Origin of the sequence: Bradyrhizobium sp. NAS96.2, assembly GCF_001908235.1 — a bacterium.
Classification (GTDB): Bacteria; Pseudomonadota; Alphaproteobacteria; order Rhizobiales; family Xanthobacteraceae; genus Bradyrhizobium.
In genome coordinates, this window is record NZ_LGHK01000152.1 from 23,669 (window position 1) to 44,902 (window position 21,234).

At 66.2% G+C, this 21,234-nt stretch carries 20 protein-coding genes; 7 read left to right on the forward strand and 13 right to left on the reverse strand.

Going from position 1 to position 21,234, the window contains the following annotated elements:
* Positions 1–9: 9 nt before the first annotated feature.
* The 4 genes from AC628_RS28885 to rfaD form a co-directional block, all read right to left on the reverse strand.
* Entirely contained in the window at positions 10–1,923 is a 1,914-nt protein-coding gene (locus AC628_RS28885; protein ID WP_074130165.1) for a nucleoside-diphosphate sugar epimerase/dehydratase, read from the reverse strand.
* A gap of 83 nt (positions 1,924–2,006) precedes the next feature.
* Positions 2,007–3,287 (reverse strand): O-antigen ligase family protein, encoded by a 1,281-nt coding sequence (locus AC628_RS28890; protein WP_074130166.1) that lies wholly within the window; start codon positions 3,285–3,287, stop codon positions 2,007–2,009.
* A gap of 8 nt (positions 3,288–3,295) precedes the next feature.
* Positions 3,296–4,768 carry a D-glycero-beta-D-manno-heptose-7-phosphate kinase gene (rfaE1, locus tag AC628_RS28895; RefSeq protein WP_074130167.1) on the reverse strand — a complete coding sequence of 491 codons (1,473 nt, stop codon included), beginning with the start codon at positions 4,766–4,768 and terminating at the stop codon, positions 3,296–3,298.
* Between the two features lie 18 nt (positions 4,769–4,786).
* Positions 4,787–5,767 carry an ADP-glyceromanno-heptose 6-epimerase gene (gene rfaD / locus AC628_RS28900; RefSeq protein ID WP_074130168.1) on the reverse strand — a complete coding sequence of 327 codons (981 nt, stop codon included), beginning with the start codon at positions 5,765–5,767 and terminating at the stop codon, positions 4,787–4,789.
* Positions 5,768–5,902: 135 nt separating this feature from the next.
* Here rfaD and waaF point away from each other — a divergent pair, with 135 nt between their 5' ends.
* Positions 5,903–6,967: a lipopolysaccharide heptosyltransferase II gene (waaF, locus tag AC628_RS28905; protein WP_074130169.1), complete on the forward strand. Its 1,065-nt coding sequence runs from the start codon at positions 5,903–5,905 to the stop codon at positions 6,965–6,967.
* On the opposite strand, the gene AC628_RS28910 is transcribed toward waaF, so the two are convergent.
* Positions 6,949–7,989 carry a glycosyltransferase family 4 protein gene (locus tag AC628_RS28910; protein ID WP_074130186.1) on the reverse strand — a complete coding sequence of 347 codons (1,041 nt, stop codon included), beginning with the start codon at positions 7,987–7,989 and terminating at the stop codon, positions 6,949–6,951. The genes waaF and AC628_RS28910 overlap by 19 nt on opposite strands.
* A gap of 137 nt (positions 7,990–8,126) precedes the next feature.
* Between AC628_RS28910 and galE the strand changes: the two genes are divergently transcribed.
* On the forward strand, positions 8,127–9,140 hold the full coding sequence (galE, locus tag AC628_RS28915) for a UDP-glucose 4-epimerase GalE (protein WP_074130170.1): 1,014 nt from the start codon (positions 8,127–8,129) through the stop codon (positions 9,138–9,140).
* Between the two features lie 108 nt (positions 9,141–9,248).
* Entirely contained in the window at positions 9,249–11,060 is a 1,812-nt protein-coding gene (locus tag AC628_RS28920) for an ABC transporter ATP-binding protein (protein WP_074130171.1), read from the forward strand.
* On the opposite strand, the gene AC628_RS28925 is transcribed toward AC628_RS28920, so the two are convergent.
* Positions 11,061–12,248, reverse strand: a complete 1,188-nt coding sequence (locus AC628_RS28925; protein WP_074130187.1) for a dipeptidase — start codon at positions 12,246–12,248, stop codon at positions 11,061–11,063.
* Between the two features lie 153 nt (positions 12,249–12,401).
* On the opposite strand from AC628_RS28925, the gene AC628_RS28930 reads away from it, so the two are divergent.
* Positions 12,402–13,103 (forward strand): fumarylacetoacetate hydrolase family protein, encoded by a 702-nt coding sequence (locus AC628_RS28930; protein WP_050423170.1) that lies wholly within the window; start codon positions 12,402–12,404, stop codon positions 13,101–13,103.
* Between the two features lie 62 nt (positions 13,104–13,165).
* Here AC628_RS28930 and AC628_RS28935 read toward each other — a convergent pair whose 3' ends face one another.
* Both AC628_RS28935 and AC628_RS28940 read right to left on the reverse strand, forming a co-directional pair.
* Complete coding sequence (locus AC628_RS28935) at positions 13,166–13,450, reverse strand: hypothetical protein (protein WP_074130172.1); 285 nt, start codon at positions 13,448–13,450, stop codon at positions 13,166–13,168.
* Between the two features lie 177 nt (positions 13,451–13,627).
* Positions 13,628–13,858 carry a hypothetical protein gene (locus tag AC628_RS28940; RefSeq protein WP_074130173.1) on the reverse strand — a complete coding sequence of 77 codons (231 nt, stop codon included), beginning with the start codon at positions 13,856–13,858 and terminating at the stop codon, positions 13,628–13,630.
* Positions 13,859–14,061: 203 nt separating this feature from the next.
* On the opposite strand from AC628_RS28940, the gene AC628_RS28945 reads away from it, so the two are divergent.
* Positions 14,062–14,334 carry a hypothetical protein gene (locus AC628_RS28945; RefSeq protein ID WP_074130174.1) on the forward strand — a complete coding sequence of 91 codons (273 nt, stop codon included), beginning with the start codon at positions 14,062–14,064 and terminating at the stop codon, positions 14,332–14,334.
* Between the two features lie 88 nt (positions 14,335–14,422).
* Here AC628_RS28945 and AC628_RS28950 read toward each other — a convergent pair whose 3' ends face one another.
* From AC628_RS28950 to pdxR, 4 genes are all read right to left on the reverse strand, one after another.
* A complete protein-coding gene (locus AC628_RS28950; protein WP_074130175.1) occupies positions 14,423–14,794 on the reverse strand; it encodes an SPW repeat protein in 372 nt (123 codons plus the stop codon).
* 24 nt (positions 14,795–14,818) lie between these two features.
* Positions 14,819–16,159 carry an MFS transporter gene (locus AC628_RS28955; protein ID WP_074130176.1) on the reverse strand — a complete coding sequence of 447 codons (1,341 nt, stop codon included), beginning with the start codon at positions 16,157–16,159 and terminating at the stop codon, positions 14,819–14,821.
* Positions 16,160–16,276: 117 nt separating this feature from the next.
* Positions 16,277–16,510, reverse strand: coding sequence for a hypothetical protein (locus tag AC628_RS44880; protein WP_210190272.1), 234 nt, complete (start codon positions 16,508–16,510; stop codon positions 16,277–16,279).
* Positions 16,511–16,557: 47 nt separating this feature from the next.
* Positions 16,558–17,724 carry a MocR-like pyridoxine biosynthesis transcription factor PdxR gene (gene pdxR, locus AC628_RS28960; protein WP_349510137.1) on the reverse strand — a complete coding sequence of 389 codons (1,167 nt, stop codon included), beginning with the start codon at positions 17,722–17,724 and terminating at the stop codon, positions 16,558–16,560.
* An 89-nt stretch (positions 17,725–17,813) separates the two neighbouring features.
* On the opposite strand from pdxR, the gene AC628_RS28965 reads away from it, so the two are divergent.
* On the forward strand, positions 17,814–18,272 hold the full coding sequence (locus AC628_RS28965; protein WP_074130177.1) for a cupin domain-containing protein: 459 nt from the start codon (positions 17,814–17,816) through the stop codon (positions 18,270–18,272).
* A gap of 31 nt (positions 18,273–18,303) precedes the next feature.
* Positions 18,304–19,527, forward strand: a complete 1,224-nt coding sequence (locus AC628_RS28970; RefSeq protein ID WP_074130178.1) for an MFS transporter — start codon at positions 18,304–18,306, stop codon at positions 19,525–19,527.
* Here AC628_RS28970 and AC628_RS28975 read toward each other — a convergent pair.
* A complete protein-coding gene (locus AC628_RS28975) occupies positions 19,524–21,221 on the reverse strand; it encodes an NAD-dependent malic enzyme (protein ID WP_074130179.1) in 1,698 nt (565 codons plus the stop codon). The genes AC628_RS28970 and AC628_RS28975 overlap by 4 nt on opposite strands.
* Positions 21,222–21,234 lie beyond the last annotated feature (13 nt).

Sequence of the window (21,234 nt, forward strand, 5' to 3'; positions counted from 1 at the left end):
ACGGCGCGGTCAGGCGGCATTCGATCCGAACTCGGGCACCGCGTCCTGAAGGACGGCACGGATGGTCACGCGGTCATCGCGCTCGATCGCATCTTCGAGCGCCGCGAGCCACTTGCGCAGCGTCAACATCGGCGGCTGGTTCGGCTTGGCGGCCATGACGCCGGCAACGCCGATCTCGAGCGTCGGCTCCTGGCTTGCGAACAGGATCTCGTTCAGCCGCTCGCCCGGACGGATGCCGCTGAACACGATCTCGACGTCGACGCCCGGTTGCAGGCCCGACAGGCGGATCATCCGCTCGGCGAGATCGACGATCTTCACCGGCTGCCCCATGTTGAGCACATAGACCGAGACGTCAGGCCGCGCCGGCGTCATTGCGTGCGTCGCGGCCGTGATCACGAGATCGCAGGCTTCGCGGATCGTCATGAAATAACGGACCATGTCCGGATGCGTGACGGTGATCGGTCCGCCGGCCTCGATCTGCGCCTTGAACTTCGGCACCACGGATCCGTTGGACGCCAGCACGTTGCCAAACCGCACCGAGATCAGCCGCATATGCGACCTGCCCTTGGCTTCGGTCATCAGGTCATGGTCCAGCGCCTGACAGTACATTTCGGCGAACCGCTTGGTCAGGCCCAGCATCGACACCGGCTCGATCGCCTTGTCGGTCGAGATCATCACCATGGCGCTCGCACCCGCGGCACGCGCCGCGTCGGCGACATTCACAGTCCCGAAGATGTTGGTCTTGACCCCTTCGCTCCAGTCGCGCTCCAGGATCGGCACATGCTTGAGCGCCGCGGCATGGAACACGATGTCGGGCTTGAACTCGCTCATCAGGCGCGTGATGCGCTCGCGATCCCTGATGTCGGCGATCCGGCCCTCGATCTCGGGGCCGGTGTCGCGCGCGGACAGCGCCTCGGTGACCGCATAGAGCGCAGGCTCCGAGTTCTCGACGACCAGGAGGCGCGCTGCGCCGAAGGTCGCGACCCTTTCGCAGATTTCCGCGCCGATCGAGCCGCCGCCGCCGGTCACGATGACGGACTTACCCCTCACCAGCGTCTCGAGCCGGGCATAGTCGATCTTCTGGCTCGGGCGCAGCAGCAGGTCCTCAACCGCGACATTGGTGAGCCGCGGCGTATCGCCGCCCTCCAGCGACGGCAGGCGGCTGACCATCAGGCCGAGCCGCTTGGCGCGCATCAGCAGGCTCTCCGGGTGCGCGTCCGGCTCGAAGGCCGAGGGCGTCATGACCACGCGCTTGATCGGCCGCTGTCGGCTCTCGAAATCCCGAATCACGGCCTCGATGTCATCGACGCCGCCGAGCACGGGAATGTTGCGGATCATCTGGCCGCGGTCCGCGACCGACGGCGACAGCACGCCGACCGGCCAGAGCCGCTTGATCGCCCCGTTCTCGATGCCGCGCAGCACAACTTCGGCGTCGGCCGTGCGTCCGACCAGCAGCGCCGGCGCGGCATTGTCGGACCGGGCATGAAGTCGCGTGCGTGAATAGCGGAAGTAGCGATAGCCCAGCCGCAACGCGCTCAGCGCGAACACTTCAAGGAAGAAGAACAGGATGATCGTGACCCGGCCGAGGAACACCGGGCTTAGAGAAGCCGCTCCCGTGAAAAAGTAGACGTAGTCCAGCACGACCAGCGCCAGCGTCAGCACCGCCGCCACCCGCAGGATGTTCACCGCGTCCGGCAGCGAGGTGAAGCGCCATTTCGCCGTGGTCAGATTGGAGAAATAGCTGACCACGATGCTGAACAGCACGAACCAGGGCAGAATGCGCAGCAGATGCGGCAGTCGATCGGTAAGGAGGCTGCCCTCGAAACGCAGATAAAAGCTCGCCAGCAACGCAAACGTCGTCGCGAGCGCGTCATGTGCCAGAATCAGGAAGTTGCGCAGGGTGAGTTGTGAAAGGCGCGTCATCTAACAGACGGGTTGCTGGCAACTGGGAGTTGGCGACAGGACATTGGCAGGCTGTAGCGTATCTGCGGAGCCCTTGCCAGCGATCATGGACGGATCGGAGGCTCGGGTTCCAAATCGGTCCCCAATCGGCCCTTCAACGCCATGCCGCCCGCAACCCCGACGCCCAGCACATACATCCAGCCTTCGTGAAAGTCGAAGATGTGTGAATTAAACAACGAACTTGAAATATTCTGTACCACGACGAGAAGCCCGATCCAGTTGACGAGACCGTCGCCGCGGAACAGCAACAGGTGCAGGAGCCACATCGCATACAGTATCGCCACACCCACAATGCCCCACTGCACGGCGACGTTCAACGTTTGATTGTGGGGGTTTCCGATCACCTCCCCGGATGCCTGGTTCAGTCCACCGGTCGCGACGCGCTCGAACAGGCCCCGCGTCGCTCCGGTGCCGTGGCCGATGACCGGGGCCTCGGCGAAGAAGCCGAGCGACTTGCGCCAGAATTCGAGCCGCAAGCCGAGCGACGTCGGCTCGTTGCGCTCCATGTAGAGCTTATAGTCACGCTCGAATGACTCGGCCGTCCGTCGCAGTGGCGACGATCCATACCACGCCACCACGGACAACGCTGCGGCCGCGCAAAGGATCAGGATGATGCTGCGCCAGCGCAGATGCAGCAGCGCAAACACCGCGAACATGATCGGAACCGTCACGATCGCCGTCCGCGACACCACCACGAGCGCCATGTTGGCGAACAGGCTGAGCGCAATGGCGACCAGCAGCACGGCCGGCAAGAAGCGTTTGTCCCGCACCAGCATCACGATCGGATAGGCCAACGCGACCGCGCACAGCGTGAATTCCTGGCTCTGGTCGATGTAATTCTTGACGAAGACGCCCTGCTCGCCCGGCCCTGGCGCCCGCAGCGCAAGGTGCGGATAGGCCAGCACCAGCCAGGACATCAACATCAACAGCGTGCAGGAGACGAGGAAGGCCACGAACACCCACGTGCCGCGGGTCGAGCGCTGGAAATGATAGAGCAGGACCGGGAGCACCAAGAGCTTCGCGGTCGGCCCGACGGCGTATAGTCGCGCGCCCCAGGCCGCGTCCGACCACAGCGTGCCGACGAGCGCGAGGCAGAACAGCGCGATCGGCGCCACGCAGATCGGCCGCTTCAGCAGCGTCCAGAACGCCCGGAGGTCGACGGTCGGCGCAATCGCGATCAGCAACACCACGCCAAAGATGCCGACCAGCGAGGTCGACCACGGCAGCGACAGCGCGATCAGGACTGCGACCACGTCGGTCGTGGTCTGCCAGCGCGCCGGGTCGCGCCAGGCCGGACACGCCGCGGCGCCTGCCGGGGATGCCATGCTCGCGCTCACGCCTTGCCCTCACGGGCCCGGGCAACCAGCGACGTCGTGCTGTGGCCCTGCAGGATCTCGACCAGCACCACCTCGCCGCCGGCGGCCTCGACGATCTCGTGGCCGACCACCTGCTCGCGGGTGTAGTCGCCGCCCTTGACCAGCACGCTCGGCCGCACCTTCGTGATCAGGTTGATCGGCGTGTCCTCCTCGAAGATCGCGACGAGGTCGACGGCCTCCAGCGCCGCCAGCACCTCGGCGCGGGCGCGCTCGTTCTGCACCGGACGCCCCTCGCCCTTCAGCCTCTTCACCGAGGCATCGCTGTTCAATCCGACGATCAGACGGTCACAGGCGCTGCGCGCGGCGGTCAGCACCTTGACGTGACCGGGATGCAGGATGTCGAAGCAGCCATTGGTGAAGCCGATGCGCAGATCCTGCCGGCGCCATTCCTCGAGATACGCATCGATATCGCCGCCGGCCGGGACGATCTTCTCCTCGGCCGCAAGCGACGCGTGCGGCAGGATCCTTCGCCGCAGTTCGGCGGACCTGACGGTTGCGGTGCCGGTCTTGCCGACCGCAACCGCCGCCGCGGCACTCGCGATCCGCAGCGCGCCATCCCAGTCAGCACCGCCGGCGAGCGCGAGCGCCAGCGCCGCAGCAACGGTATCGCCGGCCCCGGAGACGTCGCGCACCTTGACCGGCAGCGCCGGCACATGGATCGATCCGCCGTCCCGCGTCACCAGCGTCATGCCGCGCTCGCCCTGCGTCACCAGCATCGCCTCGCAATCGGCGAGGACCATCGCATCGGGCGCCGCCTGCGCGATGCTGTCCTGGCTGTCGGCGCGGCTGCGGGTCGCCTCGGCGAATTCCTTGCGGTTCGGCGTCAGCACGGTCGCACCGCGATAGATCGCGAGATTGGCGCTCTTGGGATCGACGATCACGCGCTTTTTCGCGTGACGCGCGGCGTCGATCACGTTGCGGATCACGCGCGCGGTGAGCACGCCCTTGGCGTAGTCGGACAGCAGCACGATGTCGGCCTGCGCAAGACGCGGCAGGATGGCGTCGATCAGCTGTTGCTCGATGGCCGGCGCCGCGGGCGCCGCGAGCTCCCAATCGGAGCGCAGCATGTGGGTCGAGAACTGCTCGGAGACGAAGCGCACCTTGCGCGTGGTCGGACGCGCGGCGTCGCGCACCAGCACGGTCTCGATGCCGGCCTCTTTCGCCAGCGCCTCCGAGAGCACCGTGCCGGCGGCATCCTCGCCGATCAGGCCGACGAAGATGCAGCGCCCGCCGAGCGAGGCGATATTGCGCGCGACGTTGCCGGCGCCGCCGATATTGATCTCGCTGCGCCTGACCGCGATCACCGGCGCCGGCGCCTCCGGCGAGATCCGCGACACCTCGCCATAGACGAACTCGTCGAGCATGAGGTCGCCGACGCAGAGCACGGTCTGGCCGGACATTGCACGGGAGATCGCTTCAAAATCGAACATCAGTCACCGTCATCCGCTCTAGCGATAGCGATCCGCGCGATCGAGGAAGCCGTTCACATAGGCCCCGACCGCGTCTTCCAGGCGGGTGAATCCGCCATTGTATCCGGCGTGCGCGAGACGATCGACGACGCTCTCGGTGAAGTATTGGTAACTGCCGCGAATCTGCTCGGGCATGTCGACATACTGGATGTTGGGCTCAAGCCCGAGCGCGCCATAGGCCGAGACGATCAGATCCTTGAAGCTACGCGCCTTGCCGGTGCCGACATTGAACAGCCCCGAGACGCGCGGCGTCGCGACCAGCCACATCATCACCCGCACGACGTCGTCGACATAGATGAAGTCGCGGCGCTGATCGCCGTCGGCGATCCCCTCGCGATGCGACTTGAACAGCTGCACGACGCGGCCCGCTTTGATGTCGTCGAAACGGCGCGCCAAGACGCTCATCATCGAGCCCTTGTGATATTCATTCGGGCCGAACACGTTGAAGAATTTCAGCCCGGCCCATTGCGGCGGCAGCGGCTCGCCCTTCGCGACGCGCCCTGCGACCGCAAGGTCGAACAGCTGCTTGCTCCAGCCGTACAGGTTCATCGGCCGCAGCCGCTTCAGCGCCTCGACCGACGCGTCGTCGTCAAAGCCCTGATCGCCGTCGCCATAGGTCGCGGCGGAGGAAGCATAGATGAACGGCGTGGCGTTCGCGGTGCACCAGTCGAGCAGCCGCATCGAGAGACGGAAATTGGTCTCGATCACCAGATCGCCATCGGTCGCGGTGGTCTCGGAGATGGCGCCAAGATGGATGACGGCGGAAAGCCGTCGCCCCTTCAGCCAGTCGCTGAGCTCGGCCGGGGGAACAACGTCGGCCAGCTGGCGCTTGGCCAGGTTCCGCCACTTGCCGTCGTTCCCAAGAATGTCACAGACCGCCACGTCGCTGTGCCCGGCGTCATTCAACGCAGCCACGACGTTCGATCCGATAAAACCGGCGCCCCCGGTTACCAGAAACATGATGAAATCCCGCCAGATTCCTTTGCAGCCGCCAGCTTTGCCCCACTCCCGCGCCACAGGCAACGACGGCTTTACCTCTTATCGCGAACCAGTTACCGACTTGGCCGCGCCGGTCCGGCCTTGGCCCCTTTAGAAATGAATATTGATTCAATATCTGATATCGAAACCCAGGATGCCGAGGATACCAGACCCATCCTCGTCGTGCCCTATTTATGGATCGGCGATTTCGTACGCGGCCACACCGTGGTCAGGGTGCTCCGCAAGCGCTGGCCCAACCGGCCGGTCGACCTCCTGACGTCAAGGCTTTGCGCTCCTCTGGTCGACTATATGCCCGGTGTCCGCGCCGGGATCGTGTTCGACCTGCCGCGCAGCCGGCTGGCGCTGGCCCGACAGCGGGCCCTGGCGGCCGAGTTTCGGGCGCGGAACTATGCCACCGCACTGGTGCTGCCGCGCACTTGGAAGGCGGCCATCGCGCCGGCCCTGGCGGGCATCCCGGAGCGGGTCGGCTTCTTCGGCGAGGCGCGGTTCGGCCTGATCAACGCGATGCGATGGGGCGAGAAGCAGCAGCCGCGCTTCATCGACAAGAACGCCATCCTGGCACTGCCCGATGGCGCCGCCCGCCCGCCGGAATGGCCGGTGCCGCAGCTCCGGGTTCCCGCCGACGACGTCAGCCGATGGCGGCAGGCCAACGGCCTCGGCAGCGGTCCGGCCATCGCGCTCGGACCCGGCTCGGTCGGGGTCTCGAAGCGCTGGACCTATTATCCGGAAGCCGCGCGGCTGTTCGCCGAACGCGGCTTCGACGTCTGGGTGGTCGGCGGGCCCGGCGAGAAGGCACTGGCACAGGAGATTGTGGCCGCCGGCGGGGCCCGGGTTCGTGATCTGACCGGCACCGATCTGCGCAACGGCGTGCTGGCGATGGCCGCGGCCAGTGTCGCCATCTCCAACGACTCCGGGCTGATGCACATCGCGGCCGCGATCGGCACCCCGACCATGGGCATTTTCGGCCCGACCGATCCCTATCTCTGGGCCCCCCTCAACGGCCTCGCCGCGACCGTGCGGCAGACCAAGAGCAAGCTGCCGTGTCAGCCGTGCCAGCGCACGGTCTGCACCATGAACGACCATCGCTGCATGCGCGACATCGCGGCCGAGGAGGTCGTTGGCATCGCCGAGCGCGTGCTGGCTCAGATCAACGCGCGATAGACCTTGGCGATGGCATTGGCCTCGGCATCGAGGCTGAACTTATCCACAACTCGTTGGCGCGCCCGCGCCCCCATCGCTTCGGCCGCTGCCGGATCCCGCATCAACGGCTCGAGCGCGGCCGCCAGCGCGTCGGCATCGCCAGGCGGTGTCAGCACGCCGGTGACGCCGTCTTCGACCACGAACTCGGCAGCGCCCGCCCGCGCGGCCACCAGCGCGGCGCCTGCCGACATCGCCTCGATCAAGGTGAGGCCAAAGCCTTCATTGCGCGAGGTGAAGGCGTAGATCGTCAGCCGCTGGTACCAGCGCACGACATCCTCGATCGGCAATTCACCCGTGATGATGATGCGCGATTGCAGGCCGGCGGACTCGATCTTGCGCTTCAGTTCGCCCGCGAAGGCCAGTTGCTCCGGCACCACGGCGCCGACGAGGACGGCAGTGAAATCGGGATAGCGCGGCAGCAGCCTGCACATCGCCTCGACGAACACATCGCTGCCCTTCTGCGCGCGCACCCGCCCGAAGCAGCCGATCGCATAGCGCCCCGGCAATCCGCTCTCGGCGAAGGCGCTCGCGCGATCGACCGGCGGCGCATAACGGTCGGTGTCGACGCCGTGCATCACCACGGTGGCTTCGCGCTTCAGATACGAGGCCGACAGCGGACTGGTCGCGATGATCGCGTCCATGTTGCGGATCAGCCAGCGCGTCAGCCAGGTGTGATGACGCTGCGCGGCCGAGGTGAACAGCAGCTTCAGCGGCCAGCCGAGCGCGCGCAGCACGAGGCCTGCGATCATCTCGTCGTTGCGCCGCGCGTGCCAGATCAGCGGCTGCGCGCGCCGCCATAGCCGCATCAGATCGGCAAGTCCCATCGCATCGATGCCGTCGGGCCGGTGCGAGCCGAGCCAGCCTGCGCGAAACATCCTTGCAAGCTTCGGCGCGACCATGCGGTTGGTCGCGGTGACACCCGAATAGCGTCGGTGCAGGTTCGGCACGATGAGCTGCAGCTCGCCGGCAGGTGTGTTCTCGATCGGCACGCAAGTCTCCGTTTCGCGCCAGTTCCTATACGCAACATTAAGCATAGTGGCCAGTTCGGCCGCGGCGAAACCCCCTCTTCACCGCACTGCCGCTAGCATCGCCCGTTAAAGATATCGGGAGAGCTCTATCCATGACCGTGCTCGTGACCGGCGGTGCCGGCTATATCGGAAGTCACATGGTTCATGCGCTGGTCGATGCCGGCGAGAGCGTCGTCGTCGTCGACAATCTCTCCACCGGCTTCTCCGCGTTCCTGCCCGAAGGTGTGCCGCTGTTCATCGGCGATGCCGGCGACGAGAACCTCGTCGAGGGCGTGATCGCACAGCACGGCATCGACAGCATCATCCATTTCGCCGGCTCCGTCGTGGTGCCGGACTCGATGCGCGATCCGCTCGGCTATTACCGCAACAACACCATGACGACGTGCAGCCTGCTCAATGCCGCGGTGAAGGGCGGCGTCAGCCGCTTCATCTTCTCCTCGACCGCGGCCGTCTACGGCAATCCGGACCAGGTGCCGGTGCCGGAGATCGCACCGACCCGTCCGCTGTCGCCCTACGGCTCGTCGAAGCTGATGACCGAGATCATGCTGCACGATGTCGCCTCCGCCCATGGCATGAGCTATGTCGTGCTGCGCTACTTCAACGTCGCAGGCGCCGACCCTAAGGGCCGGGTCGGTCTTGCCACCATCGGCGCCACCCATCTGCTCAAGATCGCGGTCGAGGCCGCGACCGGCCAGCGCGCCAAGATCGACGTGTTCGGCACCGATTATCCGACCCAGGACGGCAGCTGCGTGCGCGACTTCATCCATGTCAGCGACCTCGTCGAGGCGCACCGCTCGGCGCTGGCCTATCTGCGCGCCGGCGGGCAATCGGTGACGATGAACTGCGGTTACGGCCGCGGCTATTCCGTGCTCGAGACCATCGAGGCGGTGCGCCGGGTCTCGATGCGCAATTTCGCCGTCGCCTATGCCGCGCGCCGGCCCGGCGACATCATGACCATGGTGGCGGATACAACCCGGATCCGCTCGCTGCTCGACTGGACCCCGCGCTACGATGATCTCGAGACCATCGCGAGCCACGCGCTGGCCTGGGAGGAGAAGCTGTTCCGGGAGCGCGGCGGCGCTGCGCGACAGGCAGAATCGGCCTAAAAATCAAGCCGTTATCAAGCCGTTATTGTGCTTGAAAAAGCCCCGCCAAGCGGGCAAGGAGGTCCGCAACCCTGACGGCCGGCGCTGCCCGCCGTCAATGGAACGCGGATGGCTCAGTTTCCAAAGAGAATTACCGACGATCCCTACGGCGCGGCGATCCTGATCCGCCGCCTGGTCACGGAACAGGGGATCACCTACTGGCGGCGCTATCTGACGGCGTTCGCCCTGATGGCGGTTGCGGCCGGCTCGACGGCGGCCGCCACCTACGTGCTCGGCCAGGTCATCAACCAGGCCTATGTCGACAAGAACATCCCCGGCATCGCCATGTTCGCCGGGGTCACGGTGGTGCTGCTGTTCATCAAGGGCGTGGCGACCTACGGCCACATGGTGATCCTGTCGAAGATCAGCAACGCGATCCTGGCGCGGAACCAGCGCCAATTGTTCGCCAAGCTGATGAGCGAAAGCATCGGCTTCTTCTCGCAGCGGCACTCGTCGGAGTTCCTGGCGCGGCTCACCGCCGGCGCCAAATCGATCACCGACGTGCTCAACATGCTGGTCAATGCGATCGGCCGCGACTTCCTGATGCTGATCAGCATGCTCGCCGTCATGGTCTGGCAGGACCCGCTGATGTCGTTCATCGGGCTCGTGGCGGTACCGCCGGCGATGCTGATGCTGCGCAGGCTGGTGAAGCGGATCAAGGGCCTCGCCTACAACCAGTTCACCGGCACCGCCGACATCATGGAGACGATGCAGGAATCGCTGCAGGGCATCCGCACCGTGAAGGCGTTCACGCTGGAAGACACCATGCAGCAGCGGATCGACGAGAACATTTCGATCGTCGAGGGCAACGCCAACAAGATGGCGCGCGTCGCCAACCGCTCCAACCCGCTGATGGAGATGCTCGGCGGCTTCGCGGTCGCCGCCTGCCTGATGTATGGCGGTTACAGCGTGGTGGCCCTCGGTTCCACGCCGGGTCAGTTTTTCACCTTCCTGACCGCCTTCCTGATGGCGACCGAGCCGGCCAAGCGGCTGGCGCGGCTCAACATCGACCTCAACAGCCAACTGGTCGGCGCGCGGATGCTGCTCGAGGTCGTCGACAGCCCGGCGAGCGAGCAGGCCGACGACGACAAGCCGGCGCTGAAGCTCTCCGACGCGCGGATCGAACTGCGCGACGTCAGCTTCGCCTATCGACCCGGCGAGCCGGTGCTGAACCGCATGAGCTTCGTGGCCGAGCCCGGCAAGGTGACCGCGCTGGTCGGTCCCTCCGGCGGCGGCAAATCGACGGTGCTTGCCCTGCTGCTGCGCTTCTACGAGACGAGCGACGGCGAGATCCTGATCGACGGACAGTCGATCTCCCAGGTGTCGCGCAAGTCGCTGCGCCAGCAGACCGCCTATGTCGGCCAGGACGTCTATCTGTTCCGCGACACCATCCGCGCCAACATCACGTTCGGCAAGCAAGGCGCCAGCGAGGCCGAGATCATCGACGCCGCCAAGGCCGCCTGCGCGCACGACTTCATCATGAGCTTCCCGCTCGGCTACGACACGCCGGTCGGCGAGCACGGCACGCAGCTCTCCGGCGGCCAGCGCCAGCGCATCGCGGTCGCCCGCGCCCTGATCAAGAACGCGCCGATCATCCTGCTCGACGAGGCCACCGCCGCGCTCGACTCGGAATCGGAGAAGCAGGTGCAGGAGGCGATCGAGCATCTCTGCCAGGGCCGCACCACGATCGTGATCGCGCACCGCCTGCATACCATCATGCATGCCGATGCGATCCTGGTGGTCGAGGGCGGCGAGATCGTCGAGCGCGGGCGTCACGAGGAGTTGCTGCGCCGCGGCGGCCGCTACGCCTCGTTCTTCCGCCTGCAGCACCACCACGATCCATCGCCGCTGGCGCTGGCGCCGATCAGCGCGACGGGCTGATCATCCCTTGCCGTCCTTGGCGACAATGCCTGCGCGCAGCACGCGCAGGACGTTGCCGCCCATGACCTTGCGGATGTCGTCCTCGGAGAACCCGCTCGACATCAGCGCCTGGGTCACGGCGGCAATCCCGCTCGCATCGAATCCCGTGGTGGTCGAACCGTCGAAATCCGAGCCGAGGCCGACATGGTCGATCCCGACCAAGTCGCGGACATGGGCAATTGCGCGTGCGATGTTGTTCGGATCGAGCGAGCAGACCGCGCCTTGCCAGAAGCCGATGCCGACCACGCCGCCGGTGCGTGCGACGCCTCTCACCTCATCGTCGGTGAGATTGCGGTTGACCTCGCAGGTCGCCTGAACGCCGCCATGGCTCGAGACCACCGGGCGCGTTGCCATCGCCAGCACGTCGGCGACCGCAGCGTGGCTCGCATGGGCGAGGTCCACGATCATTCCCATCGCCTCCATCCGCTGCACCACCTGCCGGCCGAGCGGCGTCAGCCCGCCCTTGGCCACGCCGTGCATCGAGCCAGCGACATCATTGTCGAAGAAATGCGCGAGACCGGCCATCCGGAATCCGGCGGCGTAGAGCACGTCGAGATTGTCGATGTTGCCCTCGAGATCCTGCAGGCCCTCGATCGAGAGCATTCCACCAACCACCGTCACGCCGTTCTTGCGGTCCGCGAGCAGGCGGTCGATGTCGGCCGTGGTCGTGATCACGCGCAGCCGTCCGGCGGACTTGTCCGCGAAATTGTGCAATTTCTCGGCATGCCATAGCGAGCGCTGCAGCAACGAGAACCACGTCCGCATCGGCTGCAGATCAATGATGGCAAGGTTGGTGATCGTGTCGGTGTCGCCGGCGTTGGCATCGTAGTTCTGGCCCCTCGGCGACTTGGTGACCGACGAGAACACCTGCAGCGCGTAGCGGCCCTCGATCAGGCGCGGCAGGTCGATATGGCCGCGATCCGATCGCGCGATCAGGTTGCGCTTCCACAGCAGGCTGTCCGCATGCATGTCCGCGACATCGAGCGTCGCCTGCAAGGCCTGCGCGGCAGGCGTGATGTCCACGACCACGCGCTGGACCTTGTTCTGCCCCCGATCGATCCGTTCCGGGGTCACCACAAAGAACCGCACGGCGGAGACGAACAGGACCGCGGCAATCAGGGCAAGGCCGATCGAAAGCCACCTCCGCATCGGCATCACCGCCCTCGCTGGCCGAAGCCGGCCGCGCTCGGCGGAAAGCTGGCCTCACCTCTGCGCCTGACGCAATCGCAGCCCCTAGCCCTGAGCGGCTTAAGCGCGTAAAAACCGCCCGCGCTCCCTCCTTCAACCCTCCGGGACCCGTTCATGAACGCCGCCTCCACCGTCATTCCGCTTCCCCCGCAGCCCTCGCTTCCCGTCGTCGGCGAATCCGGCACCTATCCGGTCCGTCGCATCTGGTGCGTCGGCCGCAACTATCTCGAGCATATCAGGGAGATGGGCAATGACGAGCGTGCGCCGCCGTTCTTCTTCGGCAAGCATGCCGACATGCTGGTGCCTGATGGTGCGACGATCCCCTATCCGCCGCTGACCAAGGACCTGCATCACGAGGTCGAGCTGGTGGTGGCGATGAAGAGCGGCGGGCTCAACATTCCCGCCGACAAGGCGCTCGAGCATGTCTACGGCTATGCCGTCGGCATCGACCTGACCCGCCGCGACCTGCAGATCGCCTCGCGCAAGAAGGAGCGGCCCTGGGAGATCGGCAAGTCGTTCGACTATTCCGCGCCCTGCTCCGCGATCCAGCCGGCCTCGAAGATCGGCCACCCCTCGAGCGGCAAGATCTGGCTCACCGTCAACGGCAAGGAAGCGCAGAAGGGCGACCTCAACGAATTGATCTGGAACGTGCCTGAGATCATCTGGCAGCTCTCGCAGCAGGTGAAGCTCGCCGCCGGCGACATCATCATGACCGGCACGCCCGCCGGCGTCTCGCAGCTGCAGGTCGGCGACAAGCTCGAATGCGGCGTCGACGGCGTCGGCAAGCTCGCCGTGACGATCGGCAAGCCCGAATAGACTCCGGATCCAATCCGCTCGCAGACCGCGGCCCCGAACCTGGTTCGGGGCCGTTTGCGTTTTCAGAACTGCTCGTGGCCGGGATGATTGGGGTCGCCGAAATATCCGCCACCTCCGCTGCCACCGGCACTGTCACCGCTGTAACCCGTTCCGAGGTAGGGCGGCGGATCGACCGGCTGGCGATGCGGGCCGCCCGAACCGCCCGAGCCGCTCGAGCCGCCCGGCGGCAGTTTCGCGCCCACCATCTTCGGCGGCGCCATGTGAAGTCCGCCCGCCTGTGCGGAGCCCAGCGCGGCAACGCCGAACGCGACGACGGCAGCGAAAGCAACAAGCGAATTGCGTGTCATGCGACGTCTCCTTGAACTCGGGCCGGGCACCATGCACCAGCTCCGACGCCGCACTGTTCGCATGATCGCAGCAGCCCGCCTGTGACGTGGGTCACGCTCGATCCCGGTCGCATCCTGACGACCGCGCATGGCCGGGAAACCCCGGACCAGAGGTCCGGGGCTTTCCGCTGCGTGTGGTCAGCGCATCGTGCCGGGCATGCAGGGCGGTTCGGTGAAGGGCGCGGTCGCGAACGATCCGACGTTCGGCGCGCGCACGCAATCAGTCGTCTTGCTGCTGACCGGTGTCGTCGTCGTCGTCATCGAGGCATGGGCACGCCGCGCCGCAGCATTGTTGTTGGCGGCCGACGCCTGAGCCGAATACGCAGCTGCCGCAACCAGCGCAAGCGCAGCGAAGGTCAATTTGGTCATAGGAATTCTCCGCGTGGATGAAGCCGACCAAGCTCGGCTCCTGTGATCAATGACCGTGTTCGCCAAGAAATATTTCATCACGTGCGATCACCGAACCGCGATCGCCTCATCACATCAGATGGAGCGGGAATACTGGAATGACGGAGGCGCTCCATTCACCAGGGCCGCGCACAAACGCGGCGATGACGACATGGAGATTTCTGATGAGCGATCTTTGGCGCCTAGGCAAACAGATTGGCCTCGCTGCAATCCTGTCCGCGGCAATGGCGACCTCCTCCTTCGCACAATCGGCGGTGCAGCAGCTCAACGCCTACGCTTCAAATGAAACCGCGACGCGACCGTGGTCGGCGCCGGTTGGCCATCGCCAGCCACGCGCCGCCGACATTCCGGCGGCGACATCGGCGTCGCAGCAGATCATCGATCAGGAGGATGCGATCGTCGACCGCAAGATCAGGGGCATTTGCCGCGGTTGCTAGAGCATGATCCGGAAAAGTGCGAAGCGGTTTTCCGGAGAGATCATGCTCAAAAGAAAGGGTCAATCCGCGATCGCGCCGGCGGCGGCTCCTAATGTCTTTCGGCGGCCTGTGGCGCGCCGAGATGCGTCTTCTCGTATTCGAGCCACAGCTCGAGCAGCGCCATGAACGCGACCACCGCACCCGCGGCGATGGCAAAGTGCATCGCGCGGGTGTGGGTGAAGCCGAGCAGCCAGGGCGAGACGATCAGCCAGCATCCGACGAATAGATTGATCCACTCCTCCCAGATCGCGAACGCTGCGATCGCCGCCAGCGACATGATCGCGATGGCGGCACCACTGATCCTGAGATCGATCGCCGCCGTCGGGTTGGCATGCGCGAACAACCACGGCGCAGCGAGCAGGAAGATCGCCGCGGCAAGGTTATAGAGATCAAGCGCCGATTCCTTTCGCCATTTCACCATCTGCTTCTCCCATGCTTCTCATACTCACCGCTGATGCGCGGCCGCGGCGTTGATGTCCTTGCCGGTGTAGTCGGTCATCAGCGCGGTTGCGACCAGCGTGATGACGGCGCAAGCCGCGATATAGGCCGCGATCGCGGTCGCCGAGTGGAACGTGCCGAACAGCCAGGTCGCGATCAGCGGTGCCGGACCACCGGCGATCACCGAAGCGAGCTGATAGCCGAGCGAGGCGCCGCTGTAGCGCAGGCGGCCGGTAAAGCTCTCGGCGATCAGGGCGGCCTGCGGGCCATACTGCATGTCGTGCGGAATCAGCGACAGGAAGATCGCGAGGAAGATGATCGGTTCCGATCCGGTGTTGAGCATCGCGAAATAGATGAAGCCGAACACGCCGGTCACGGCAGCGCCGATCATGTACATGTTCTTGCGGCCGATCTGATCGGAAATATGCCCGCACAGCGGGATCGAGACGAACGACAGTACCGAGGCCGCGAGCACCGCGGTCAACAGGAAGTCGCGCGAAACATGCAGCGTTCCGACGCCGTAGGAGAACACGAAGGCGGTGAAGATGTAGAATGGCGCCTGCTCGGACATACGAGCGAAGGCGGACAGCAGGATCTCCTTCGGATGGTCCCTGATCACGGTCAGCATCGGCGTGCGGTCGAGCTGACGTTCGGCCAGCAGCCTAGTGAAGACGGGCGTTTCCAGGATGCCGAGCCGGATGTAGAGGCCTACGCCGACCAGGATGATGCTGAGCGCAAACGGAATGCGCCAGCCCCATGCCAGGAACTGGTCGCCCGACATCTGGCTGAAGGCCAGCACGGCAAGATTGGCGAGGAACAGCCCGCAGGGCACGCCGAATTGCGGCCAGGAGGCGATCAGTCCGCGCGAGCGATCGTTGCGCGCCCATTCCATCGACATCAGCACCGAGCCGCCCCACTCGCCGCCGACACCGACGCCCTGGATGAAGCGCAGCACGGTGAGGATCACCGCGCCCCAGATGCCGATGCTGGAATAGGTCGGCACCAATGCCACCGCCGCGGTGGCCAGTCCCATCAACAGCAGCGTCGCGATCAGCGTCGACTTGCGGCCGATGCGGTCGCCATAGTGGCCAAAGATCGCAGCACCGATGGGCCGCGCAATGAAGCCGACCGCATAGATCGCGAAGGCTTCCAGCGTGCCGACCCAGGGATCGGAATGCGGAAAGAACAGCTTTGCGAACACCAGACCGGTGACGGTGCTGTAGAGGAAGAAGTCATACCATTCGATCGCGGTCCCGACCGTGGAGGCGATCACCGCGCGGCGCAGTTGGACCTGATGTTCGGCTGGTGTGAGCTGGTTGGCGTCGAGTGTCGAGCCGAGTGTTACCATGGGAGCGTCTCCCTCGGACGAGCCCCCCGGGTGGATGTCGAGTATTCGGGTCGTTTGAGTACAAACGACACGGCCGTACCGAAGGTTCCAACAGGATGGAACGCAGCGCCTAGAACTTTAGTCGGTCCGCGCTCGCCGCTCGGTCACGGGCTCGATTGCGCGCCTGAGCCGCCGCGCGATCGCAGGCGCATCGGCCTCGGCCGCATTGGTAAAGCCAACCAGCAGGCCCTGCCCGCAATCGTGCCGAACGCTGCGGCTCGACAGCGGCTCGGCACCAAATCCGTCGATCCGGGCAAGCTGCGCGAGCCTTGCATCCTGCACGCGGCCCATGAACCGAAGCAGCAGGTGCATGCCGCCCGGCTGCAACTCGATCCTGATGCGCTCGCCGAATTCGGCGGTCAGCGCGGCAGCCAGGGCGGCACGGCGCGCCGCGTACGCTTCCGCATCCGCTTCAGATGGCGCGCGAAGTGCCCTTCCGCCATGAAGCCCGCAACGACCCGCTGCGCGAAGGGATTGAGGCCGTTGCTATGGCCAGCGCTGACCGCGATGAAGCTGTCGAGCAGACGATCCGGCACAACCAGGTAGCCGAGCCGCAAGCCAGGAAAGAGCGTCTTGCTGAACGTCCCCGAATAGATCACCCGCTGGCCGCGATCGAGGCTCTTCAACGCCGGCAGCGGCCGGCCGACGAACCGGAACTCGCTGTCATAGTCGTCCTCGATGACGTAGGCGTCCGCCTCGTTCGCCCACCGAAGCAGCTCCATGCGGCGCGGCAGCGAAAGCGATACGCCGAGCGGGCTTTGATGCGACGGCGTGACGACCGCGAGCCGTGCCCGCCGCGCCTGCCTGATGCCGTCGCCGACCCGCATCCCCTCGGAGTCGACGGGCACGGCGACCAGTCCGGCGCGGGCCAGTTCAAGCGCGGCCCGCACGGGCGGAAAGCAGGGGTCTTCGATCCACGCGCGGTCGCCGCGCCGCAGCAGGATGCGCAGCGCCAGATCGAGGCCGCCCTGAAACCCGTTGGTCACCAGCACCTGGCGCCAGTCGCACGCGATCCCGCGGGAGGATGCGAGATAAGCCGCGATCGCCTGCCGCAACGGTTCGAAGCCGGCCGGATCCGGATACATCATGTCTGAAGCGGAGCTCCGCCGCGCCTCGCGCGCGATCACATGGGTCCAGAGCTTGCGCGGGAAGAGATCGATCGCAGGCAGCCCCATCTGCAGCAGCAGAGGTTCGGCGCGCCCGCTCGGCCGGCTGCTGGAGCGGGCCGGAAACGTCGCGACGTCATCGAACGCTGCGGCGTCGCGCAGCTCCGGCGACACGATCGTCCCCGCCTGACCGCGCGTGACGACATAGCCCTCCCCGGCCAACATTGCATAGGCGGCGTCGACCGTGCCGCGCGCCATGGCGAGCTCCGCGGCAAGACCGCGGATCGAAGGCAGCCGGTCGCCCGGCCGTAGCTGCCCGGACGCGATCGCGCGCCGGAAACGCTCATAGAGCTGGCGCGAAAGCGGCATGCCGCCGCTGCGAACCAACCCGGTCACCCGTCTCTTCCGTCGCTTCGTCATGGCCTAGTCAATATGCAGTCTCTTGGCCCTTTTGGATAGGCCATCCTGCCGCTAGATGGTGCGCCTGGACAACATCAGGAGCCCTCGACATGACATCCACCATCCTTCGACGCGACTTCAATCGCGCCTCGATCGCAGCGCTGCTCGCGGCCCTCGCCGCTGCTCGAGGATCGGACGCCAATGCGCAGCCGCAACACTCTGCAGCGGGAGCGAAACAGTCCTCCCGGCGCGACGTGATCAAGCAGGGGCTGCCGGGCGATCCGGCGCGCGACATCACGCTCGTGGAGGTGACGTATCCTCCGGGAACGGGATCGCCTGTGCATGCCCATGCCAACGGCGTGATGGCCTATGTCGTCTCGGGCATGGTGGCATCGCAGGTCGGCGACGGCCCCGAACGAACCTACAGCGCCGGCGAAGCCTGGTGGGAGCCGGCCGGCGCCATTCATCGCGTCTCGCGCAATCCGAGCTCGACCGAGCCGGCGACCCTGCTCGCGACCTATATCGCGCCGCGCGACGCAACCTCCGCGGATCTGATGAAGCCGCTGTAACCATCCAACGCCTCGAGATCTCTTGACGACGATGCAGAGTGCTCTCACAGCCGCATTGAGCGCGGCGATCGCGGTGATCGTGCTGCCGCTGTTCGCCGCGCAGTCTCTCTCGGCTCCGATCGCCACGTCGTTCGGGCTGACGGAAAGCGCCGCCGGCCTGATCGCCATGATGCCGATGCTGGGCTACACCGCCGGGCTCGTGCTGCTTGTCCCGTTGATCGATATCTTCCGGATGCGCTCCGTCATGTTGACGACGCTCCTGACCGGCACCATTGCGCTCGCGGCCGCGGCCTGCTCGCCCTCGGCGACGCTCTTCCTGCTCAGCGCGTTCGTCGTGGGACTGACGACCAGCGCCACGCAGATGGTCGTGCCGCTCGCAGCCGGTCTTGCGGAGCCGGCGGCGCGCGGCCGTGTGATCGGCAGGGTCATGAGCGGGCTGATGATCGGCGTGCTGCTGTCGCGACCGAGCGCCAACCTCTCGGCCAGCCTTTTCGGCTGGCGCGGAGCTTACCTCGCCGACGCCGCTGCGCTCGCGGTGGTCTGCTTTGCCTGTGCATTCATCGTGCCTGCGCGTTCGCAAGCCAGCCGCTTGAGCTTTCTCGAACTGATCACCTCGCTCTGGATCGTGCTGCGCAGCGAGCCGGTGCTGAAGCGGCGCGCGGCGTGCCAGGCGTTGTGCATGGGAGCCTTCGGCGCGTTCTGGACCGGCGTGCCGTTGCTGCTCGCGGCGCCTCCCTTTGGGCTGGGACAGATCGGGATCGGCGCGTTTGCCCTTGCCGGTATCGGCGGAGCGATCGTGGCGCCGGTCGCCGGATGGGCCGCGGATCGGCATCTCGACGAAACCGCGACGCGCCTTGCCCATGTCTGCGTGGTTGCCGGATCCGGCCTCGCCTTCGTCTTCGGCGCGGATCGACTTGGCTTCGATCCAGCGATGCACCGCGGCGCCGCGTTGCTGCTGCTGGTTCTGGCTGCGATCATCGTCGATCTCGGTGTGATCGGCGATCAGACACTGGGACGGCATGCCGTCAATTGCTTGCGACCGGACATTCGCGGCCGCCTGAACGGGCTCTATACCGGGTTGTTCTTCCTCGGCGGAGCCGCAGGCTCCGCGCTGGCCGGCGTTGCCTGGACGCATGGCGGATGGACAGCTGTCTGCGCGCTCTGCGTCTGCTTCGGCCTCGGCGCCATCATTGTCGGCCGGATCACGTCAAAGCGAGGCGCGCGCGACCGACAGGACGCAGCCGTCCGGCCCTAGGGCCGATCGCTGCGCCGATAGGGAACGTAGCGCGGCGTCCAGACCTTGGCATGGATGCGCGCCTCGACCTGGTCGATCGGAATATCCTTGGCGAGCCCTTCCTTGTGGGCCTGCAGCGCCACCGCCAGCGCGACCGTCAGCGCCACCTCGCGCAGCGCGCTGACCGGCGGCAGCAGATTGTGTTTCGGGTTGTCGCGCGCCGGCGAGACGCTAGCGAGCGCCTTGGCGGCAGCCATGAACATGCCGTCGCTGACCCGGCTGGCGCCGACCGCGAGCGCGCCGACGCCGACACCCGGGAAGATGTAGGAGTTGTTGGTCTGGTCGACCTTGAAGCGCGCGCCGTCGCGGGTGATCGGCGGGAACGGGCTGCCGACGCCGATCAGCGCCCGCCCCTCGGTCCAAGCCTCGATATCGACCGGCGTCGCTTCCTCGCGCGAGGTCGGATTGGACAGCGGGAAGATCACCGGCCGCGCATTGCACTCGGCCATCGCGCGCACGATCGGCTCGGAGAACGCGCCAGCCTGGCCGGAGACGCCGATCAGCACGGTTGGCCTCGCGTTGCGCACGACGTCGAGCAGCGCGATCTTGTCGGGATGGCTGAGCTGCCAACCGGCGATCGCCTGCTTGCTCTGCACGAACGGAAGCTGGAACGGCGCGAGCCCGCTCATGCCCTCGAGCAGCAGCCCGTCGCGGTCGACCATGTAGAAGCGTTTCGCCGCCTCGCTCTCGGACAGGCCGGCATCGACCATCGCGGCGCGGATCAGGCTGGCGATGCCACAGCCGGCGGAGCCGGCGCCGAGCACAGCGACGCGCTGCTCGGTGAGCGGCACGCCGGTGACGTTGATCGCGGAAAGCAAGGCGCCGGTCGCCACCGCCGCGGTGCCCTGGATATCGTCGTTGAAGGTCAGGAGCCGGTCGCGGTAGCGCTCGAGCATCCGCGTCGCATTGTTCTTGGCGAAGTCCTCCCATTGCAGCAGGACGCGCGGCCAGCGTTTCACCACCGCCGAGACGAACGCCTCGATGAAGTCGTCATAGGCCTGGCCGCGAACGCGCTCGTTGCGCCAGCCGACATAGAGCGGATCGGCCAGGCAGTCGGGATTGTCGGTGCCGACGTCGAGCATGATCGGCAGCGTGGTCGCCGGATGCAGGCCGCCGCAGCCGGTGTAGAGCGCGAGCTTGCCGATCGGGATGCCCATGCCGCCGGCGCCCTGGTCGCCGAGGCCGAGGATGCGCTCGCCGTCGGTCACCACGATCGCCTCGACGTGATCGAAGCGCGGATGGGCGAAGATGCGGTCGATCCGGTGCTGGTGCGGAATGCTCAGGAACAGACCGCGCGGCTTGCGAAACAGCCGACTGAATTTCTGGCAGCCCTCGCCGACGGTCGGCGTGTAGACGATCGGCAGCAGCTCTTCCAGATTGCTGACCAGAAGCGCGTAGAACAGCGTCTCGTTGGCGTCCTGCAGTTCGCGCAGGAAGGCATAGCGCTCGATGTCGGTCTCGTAGCCGCGCAACGCCTCGAGGCGGCGCGAGACCTGCTCGTCCAGCGTCAGGATGTTGGGCGGCAGCAGGCCGTGCAGGTCGAACGCCTCGCGCTCCGCCCCGGAGAACGCCGTGCCCTTGTTCAGCTGCGGATCGGCCAACAGCTCGTAGCCGCTCAGCGCGGTGGTGGCGAAAACTCCTGCAGTCTCCGACATGCCAAGGTCCCCT